The 7,332-nt window shown below is 55.2% G+C and carries 6 protein-coding genes; all 6 read left to right on the top strand.

The features are described from left to right. Window positions 1-355: ATP-dependent helicase C-terminal domain-containing protein (locus PMI18_RS26535; protein WP_007895412.1), on the top strand; the 355-nt coding region annotated here is incomplete at its 5' end. A 422-nt stretch (window positions 356-777) separates the two neighbouring features. Beyond that, a complete protein-coding gene (locus tag PMI18_RS26540; protein ID WP_050548128.1) occupies window positions 778-1,425 on the top strand; it encodes a ferric reductase-like transmembrane domain-containing protein in 648 nt (215 codons plus the stop codon). Window positions 1,426-1,510: 85 nt separating this feature from the next. Next, complete coding sequence (locus PMI18_RS26545; RefSeq protein ID WP_007895408.1) at window positions 1,511-3,031, top strand: MFS transporter; 1,521 nt, start codon at window positions 1,511-1,513, stop codon at window positions 3,029-3,031. A 117-nt stretch (window positions 3,032-3,148) separates the two neighbouring features. Next, window positions 3,149-5,002 (top strand): asparagine synthase (glutamine-hydrolyzing), encoded by a 1,854-nt coding sequence (asnB, locus tag PMI18_RS26550; RefSeq protein WP_007895406.1) that lies wholly within the window; start codon window positions 3,149-3,151, stop codon window positions 5,000-5,002. 82 nt (window positions 5,003-5,084) lie between these two features. Next, on the top strand, window positions 5,085-6,458 hold the full coding sequence (locus tag PMI18_RS26555; RefSeq protein ID WP_007895404.1) for a KamA family radical SAM protein: 1,374 nt from the start codon (window positions 5,085-5,087) through the stop codon (window positions 6,456-6,458). After that, the gene (locus PMI18_RS26560; RefSeq protein ID WP_007895403.1) at window positions 6,455-7,309 is read left to right on the top strand and encodes an N-acyl homoserine lactonase family protein; all 855 of its coding nucleotides are present in this window, start codon (window positions 6,455-6,457) and stop codon (window positions 7,307-7,309) included. Before PMI18_RS26555 ends, PMI18_RS26560 begins: the two co-directional genes overlap by 4 nt. The last annotated feature ends 23 nt before the right edge of the window (window positions 7,310-7,332 follow it).

The raw sequence follows: 7,332 nt of genomic DNA, 5'->3' as shown, positions 1-7,332 counted from the left end.
GTGCCCGCTGCCACAACGGCTCGAAGAGCTGGCACCGCATCATTTGAGCGTGCCGTCGGGCTCTTCGATTCGTCTGGATTACAGCGAACAGCCGCCGATTCTGGCGGTGCGTTTGCAGGAGCTGTTCGGTTTGGCCGAGACGCCGCGCATTGCCGGTGGCCGGCAGGTGGTCAAGCTGCATTTGCTGTCCCCGGCGCGCCGGCCGGTGCAGGTGACGCAGGACCTGGCGAACTTCTGGCGCAGCACCTATGCCGAGGTGAAGAAGGATTTGAAGGGTAGATACCCGAAGCATTATTGGCCGGATGATCCATTAGTGGCTGAAGCTACTGCGCGGATCAAGCCGCGCAAAGCTTGAACTTCCAGACCCGCATTTTGCAGAAAGCCTGAAAGCGGTATCTGCGTATAACTCCCCCTGGGTTGTCCCATCGTTGTGACCTGCCTGAAACGCGGCCTTGGATTTGTAGAAGCTGCCGAAGGCTGGGTGAGACCTGGAAAGCCGACCTACGTACAAATATAGTGAATAAATATTCAATAAATAACCGACGAAAAATCAATTTGTGTTGGGTGTTTCCTTCGAAAATATCCTGATTTTCGACAAAATCCCAATAAAACGCTCAAAACTCCTCAAGAAAACCGCTTCTACACATCTTGACATATTGAACGCTCAGTCATATGTTCGTCGGCAGTTGGATCATTGGATCCAAAAATCCAATCGGCACTGCCATACCCTGGTGCTGATTCGAGAACATGGACGTGTATTCATTGGAAGCAGTCGACATGACGACTCCGAGCTATTATGGAAAATGGCAGGAAGGCTGGTATCTTTGCGCCAGCTTGACGGCGGTGGTTTTGGGTGTCTCTTTGGCAATCTGGGGCGCCCAGCCCGACGTGACAGGTGTGCGCGGTGTGGCCATCTTTTCCGCGCGTTATGCGCTGGTGCTGTTTTGCACGGCATTCGCCGCGTCCGCAGTCCAGACACTATGGCCTGCACCTTGGACTCACTGGCTTAAACGTAACCGGCGCTACTTGGGCGTGGCTTTTGCTATTGCACACACCGTGCATCTGGCAGCGGTCGTCGCCTTCGCCATCGCAGCACCCGCGCTGTTCGATACCGCCAAACCATCCTTTACCTTCAGCATCCTCGGCGCTATCGGCTATCTGTTCATGTACGTGATGGTAGCCACGTCATTCGATCAAGCCGTCATCTGGATGGGAAGACCCGCCTGGCAATTATTGCATCGGATGGGAAGTTACTATGTGTGGTCGATGTTTATCTCCGCATTCGTCATCTACACCCTGCATCGACCTACTGTTGAACTTCACGTCATTCTGTGCGTGAGCTTATTGTTTGTTGTGATTGGCCTGCGAAGTGTAGCCTGGATCAGACGCTCACAACTTAAATTACAGAACGCCGCCGCACGCTGAATGGTTTCGCTCTTTCGGTAAGTTGTAATCCGTCTATTTAATCAACGTCAATTTTCGTTATTCGATAAATTGCAGGGAGCTTATCGTGCCTCTTTCGCACCGATCCAAAAACAATGTTGCCCTGGCGGCAATTTGCTTGGCATCTTTAATGTTTGGCCTGGAGATATCCAGCGTGCCGGTTATTCTGCCTGGGCTGGAAGCAGTATTGCAGGCCGACTTCAAGCAAATGCAATGGATCATGAATGCCTACACCATTGCCTGCACAACTATCATGATGGCGACGGGAACGCTGGCCGACCGTTTTGGGCGTCGGCGCGTCTTTATTATCAGTATTCTGGCTTTTGGTATTACGTCATTGATTTGTGGCGTGGCTCAGGATGTGACGGTTCTCATCGTCAGTCGTTTTCTTCAGGGGCTGGCGGGAGGCGCGATGCTGATTGCTCAGGTCGCGATCCTTTCTCATCAGTTTCAGGAGGGGCGCGAGAGAAGCAAAGCCTTCGGTGCCTGGGGGATTGTATTTGGCATGGGGCTTGGCTTTGGACCGATCATTGGTGGCCTGATCGTGGCCGTTTCCAGCTGGCAGTGGGTATTTCTGATTCACGTGCTGATCGCTATCGTCACCTTGTTCCTGGTGTTCGTCGGCGTCAAAGAGTCACGCGACCCCCAAGTCAGGAAGCTGGACACCATGGGCATCGTCACTTTGTCACTGGCAGTATTCGGTCTGGCGTTCTACATCACCCAGGGCCCCGACTTAGGCTTCGACAGCGTACAGGCCCTTGTTATCCTGGCTGCGACTGTCGTTAGTTTCGCGTTGTTCCTGTACGCAGAAAAGACCCATGTTCACCCGATGTTCGACTTTTCGGTGTTCAAGATCCGTAATTTTTCTGGTGCACTGCTGGGGTCTATCGGCATGAACTTCAGCTTCTGGCCGTTCATGATCTACCTGCCCATCTATTTCCAGAGCGGGCTGGGCTACGACCCGGTCATGGCGGGCCTGGCCCTGCTGGCTTATACCTTGCCGACTTTGGTATTCCCGCCTGTCGGTGAGCGACTGGCACTGCGTTACCGCCCGGGCATCGTGATTCCTTGCGGGCTGTTTACCATCGGTCTGGGCTTTATGCTGATGAAGTTTGGCAGCAGCCTGGAACAGGCCAGTTGGTTGACGATGTTGCCCGGCTGCCTGATTGCCGGCATTGGCCTGGGCATCACCAATACGCCGGTCACCAATACCACCACCGGCTCAGTGGATAGCAGTCGTGCAGGCATGGCGTCGGGCATCGATATGAGTGCCCGTATGATTTCGTTGGCCATCAATATTGCACTGATGGGGCTTATTCTGTCCCAAGCCGTGTATACGCAACTAAAAGGACAACTACCGGATACAGTCGACAGCGCACAGGTGCACTTATTGGCTGAGTCCATTGCTGCTGGTAATACTGTTATCAGTCCGGCACTGAGTAGTGTATTGCCATCGGCAGCTATTCACGACGCATTGACCCATGGGTTTGGCATTCTGATGTTATATGGCGGAATGGGTGTCTGGTTATTGGCGGCGATCAGTATTTTTATATTCGCATCGCCCAAGCGCTTGCTGGTAACAAACTAAATAGTTGATATAGAACACGCTATTTAAAAACTATCAGCCTCCGCTTTATTAAGCGGGGGCTGTTCGTGTGCGCCTCTGTCATGGTCATACACCGTAAAATAATAAAGGGAGCAACGTATGTGTGGAGTCACAGGCTGGGTTTCGTACAGCCAGGATCTGCGTTTGCAACGCAAGGTATTGCAGGACATGACCGATACCATGGCGTTGCGCGGCCCCGATGCCGAAGGCTTATGGATCGATGGGCCGGTTGGGTTTGGTCATCGGCGTCTATCGGTCATTGACCTTGAAGGTGGCCGTCAGCCGATGCTGGCCAAGGGTAAGACCGGTCAAGATGCCGCCGTCATTACCTACAGTGGTGAGGTGTACAACTTTCAGGCGTTGCGCGCTGAACTGCAATCTCGTGGCCATCGGTTCGAGACAGGCAGTGATACCGAGGTTGTGCTGATGGCCTATCTGGAATGGGGCGAGGCCTTTGTCGATCGGCTCAACGGTATCTATGCCTTTGCCATCTGGAACATTCGGACCCGACAATTGCTGTTGGTGCGCGACCGCGCAGGCGTCAAGCCACTGTTTTATTACCAGACCCGGGACGGCGTGATATTTGGCTCCGAACCAAAGGCGCTGCTGGCCAACCCGCTGGTGCCTCGCCGAGTCAAAGCTGATGGCTTGCGCGAAATCCTGGAGATGGTCAAGACGCCAGGTCATGCAATCTTTGAGGGCATGCGCGAAGTGCTGCCCGGCGAGTGGGTGCGGGTCACACAGAACGGGCTCACCAGCCAACGCTATTGGCAACTGCAGGCCCGTGAACACGAGCACAGCCTCAGCCAAACTATCAGCCATACCCGTGATTTGCTTGAAGACATTGTCGGCCGTCAGGTGGTGGCCGATGTGCCGTTGTGCAGCCTGCTGTCGGGCGGTCTGGACTCCTCGATCATCACTGCGCTGGCGTCAAAAAAGCTCCTGCAAAGCGGCAAAGGCAATATTCGCTCTTACTCTCTGGAGTTCCGTGACCACGGCCAGGACTTTGTCGCCAACAACTTCAACCTCACGCCCGATGCACCTTTCGTCAGAGCGCTGATAGAGCAGATTCACTCCACCCATGAAGAAGTGATTCTCGACAGTGCGCTGATGGCTGATCCCCAACTGCATGCCAAGGTGGTGCGCGCACTCGACCTGCCGCCCGCTTTCTGGGGCGACATGTGGCCTTCGCTTTATCGGCTTTTTGAGGAGGTGCGCAAGCATTCCACCGTCGCGCTGTCGGGTGAAGCGGCGGACGAACTGTTTGGCGGTTACCGCTGGTTTCATGACCCGCAAGCCATTGCAGAGAATACTTTTGGCTGGATGACTTCAGCCACAGGCAAGTACTTTGATGGCAAGGCACTGCTCGATCCCGGCCTGGTCAAGCAACTCGATATTCCGACCTTTCTCAAGGATAGCTACGCCCAGGCAGTCAATGAAGTACCGGTTCTGGCCGGAGAAAGCGCGGTTAACCGACGTATGCGCCAGGAGACTTATGTCCACCTGACACGCTGCATGCAAATCATGCTGGACCGCAAGGACCGCATGAGCATGGCGGTGGGCCTGGAGGTCCGGGTGCCATTTTGCGACCACCGATTGGTCGATTATGCCTTCAACATTCCGTGGGAAATGAAAGCCTTTGATGGCAGGGAAAAAAGCATTCTGCGCGCAGCCGTGAAGGATCTGTTACCGGCCTCCATTCTTGACCGTGTCAAAAACCCCTATCCCGCGACTCAGGATCCGGCTTACGAGCGACAGCTTCGAGCATCGATGAGCCAAATTGCCAATGATCCCAATGCACCGGCCAAGCCACTGCTGGACAGCAAACGTATCCAGCAAGTGCTGAACACCGATATCGGTGCTTCCTCAGCACGCCAGAACCGGATCGGCATGGAAATGGCCATCGGGCTGAATACCTGGCTGGGTGAATACGACGTCACTTTGGAGCTTTGAGCGCTTGCGCATTTTCACAACCCTGGAACTGTCGGCACCTGCCGGCCTTTAGTTTTGATTTCCATCCTTCAGGAGAGGGCTTATGGAAGATAATCAAGTGTGGGCGTTCAAACCCTATACCCGGCAAACAATACGCAAGGCACCGCAGTGGGAGCGCTTTTCGGCGGACCAGCGCGAGGTTATTGAGGTCGTTTCCCTGGTATTGCCGTTTCGGGTCAACAACTACGTGCTCGATGAATTGATCGATTGGGACAATATCCCTGATGATCCGATCTATCGGCTGACCTTTCCCCATCGCGACATGTTGCGTGAACACGAATACACCGCCTTGCGCGATTTGCTGGCGTCCAATGCACCTCAGGCGACCATTGATGCGCAGGTGAATACCATTCGCCAGCGTATGAACCCGCACCCGGCAGGCCAGATGACCCATAACGTGCCTCATCTGAACGGGCAGCCGATAGCGGGCCTTCAGCACAAATACCGAGAGACCGTGCTGTTTTTCCCCAGCGCCGGGCAAACCTGTCATGCCTATTGCACTTTCTGCTTCCGCTGGCCGCAATTCGTTGGCATGGAAGACCTGAAGTTCAATGCCCGCTGCTCCGAGAATCTGGTTGAGTATTTGAAGCAGCACCCCGAAGTGACCGATGTACTGCTCACTGGTGGCGACCCGCTGGTCATGAGCGCACGGGCGCTGAGGGCATATATAGAGCCATTGCTGACTGACGAACTGGCCCACGTGCAGAACATTCGTATAGGCACCAAATCGGTTGCCTACTGGCCCCAGAGATTCATTAGCGACAAGGACTCAAAAGACTTGTTGCAGCTATTTGAGAGTGTCGTCGCCGCCGGACGGAACCTGGCGATCATGGGCCACTACAATCACCCACGTGAACTTAACCACCCCATCGCGCAGGCGGCGGTGCGCAATATCATTGCCACCGGCGCGACAATACGCGTTCAGGCACCGCTTATCCGGCATGTAAACGAAGCTCCGCAAGACTGGGCAGAGCTATGGACCACCGCCGTGCGATTGGGAGCCATTCCTTATTACATGTTCGTGGAGCGCGACACCGGCCCCAGTGAGTACTTCAACCTGCCACTGGCTCGAGCCTATGAAATTTTCACACAGGCCTATCGCAGCGTCTCAGGCCTGGCCCGCACGGTAAGAGGCCCTTCGATGAGCGCCTTTCCTGGCAAGGTCATGATTGACGGAATTGCCGAAATAGCCGGGGAAAAAGTCTTCGTCCTTCAGTTCCTGCAAGCGCGTAACCCCTTATGGGTGCGCCGTCCGTTCTTCGCCAAGTTCGACCCCGATGCTACTTGGCTTGACGACCTGGTACCGGCCTTTGGCGAAAAACACTTCTTCTTCGAACAGCACATTGCAGCCAACGACGACGTGATACCGGTCGAGTTGATCGATGACGACGAACACCTGCTGGAAGTCATGGAATGAATACCTCTTCGCCTGAAGCGAACATCCCCCAGTACGAAATTTTTGCCTTGCGCTACGCCACCCATGGCGAACGACGCAGCGCCGAAAACTATCTGGGCGACGATCCCCATGATGATATTTCGATGCCTCTGGACTTTTATGTCTGGGTCATCCGGGATAGCCAGCGCACCATTCTGGTCGATACTGGCTTCAATGCTGAAATGGCCGCGCGTCGCAAGCGCACATACCTGCATTCGCCGGTTGAGTTGTTGCAGCGCCTGGACATTGACGCGGCTGCAGTGCAAGACATCATCATTACCCACATGCACTACGACCACGCGGGGAATATCGATGCTTTCCCGAACGCCCGCCTGCATCTGCAGGAAGCCGAGATGGCCTATTGCACCGGCCGATGCATGTGCCATCTGCCGCTGCGCAAACCCTTCGAAGCTCGCGACGTGGCCTCGGCTATCGAGCGTCTGTATGCCGGCCGAGTGGAGTTCGCCGACGGCGACAAAACCGTTGCCCCCGGAATCAGCGTTCATTTGCTGGGCGGCCATACCGCAGGCCTGCAAGTGGTCAGGGTACATACCGAACGCGGCTTTGTAGTGTTGGCCAGCGATGCCGCTCATTACTGGGACAACCTGCGCTCGCGCCGGCCATTCCCGATCGTGCTTGATGTGGCCGACATGCTTGATGGTCATCAGCGCATCGAACATCTGGCCGATGGGCCGCAACACATCATTCCTGGCCATGACCCGGCAGTGCGCCTGCGGTTCCCGACCTGGCGGGGCGAATCGGACATTGTCGCCCTGCACAAACATCCCGTCTCCACCTTGGCACTTGATGCGGCCCCTTGGGCAAAAGAATGAAAGGGTTCATAACGGCCTTGCGT

Origin of the sequence: Pseudomonas sp. GM102, assembly GCF_000282555.1 — a bacterium.
Taxonomy (GTDB): Bacteria; Pseudomonadota; Gammaproteobacteria; order Pseudomonadales; family Pseudomonadaceae; genus Aquipseudomonas.
This window is presented reverse-complemented; position numbering and strand designations above follow the sequence as displayed.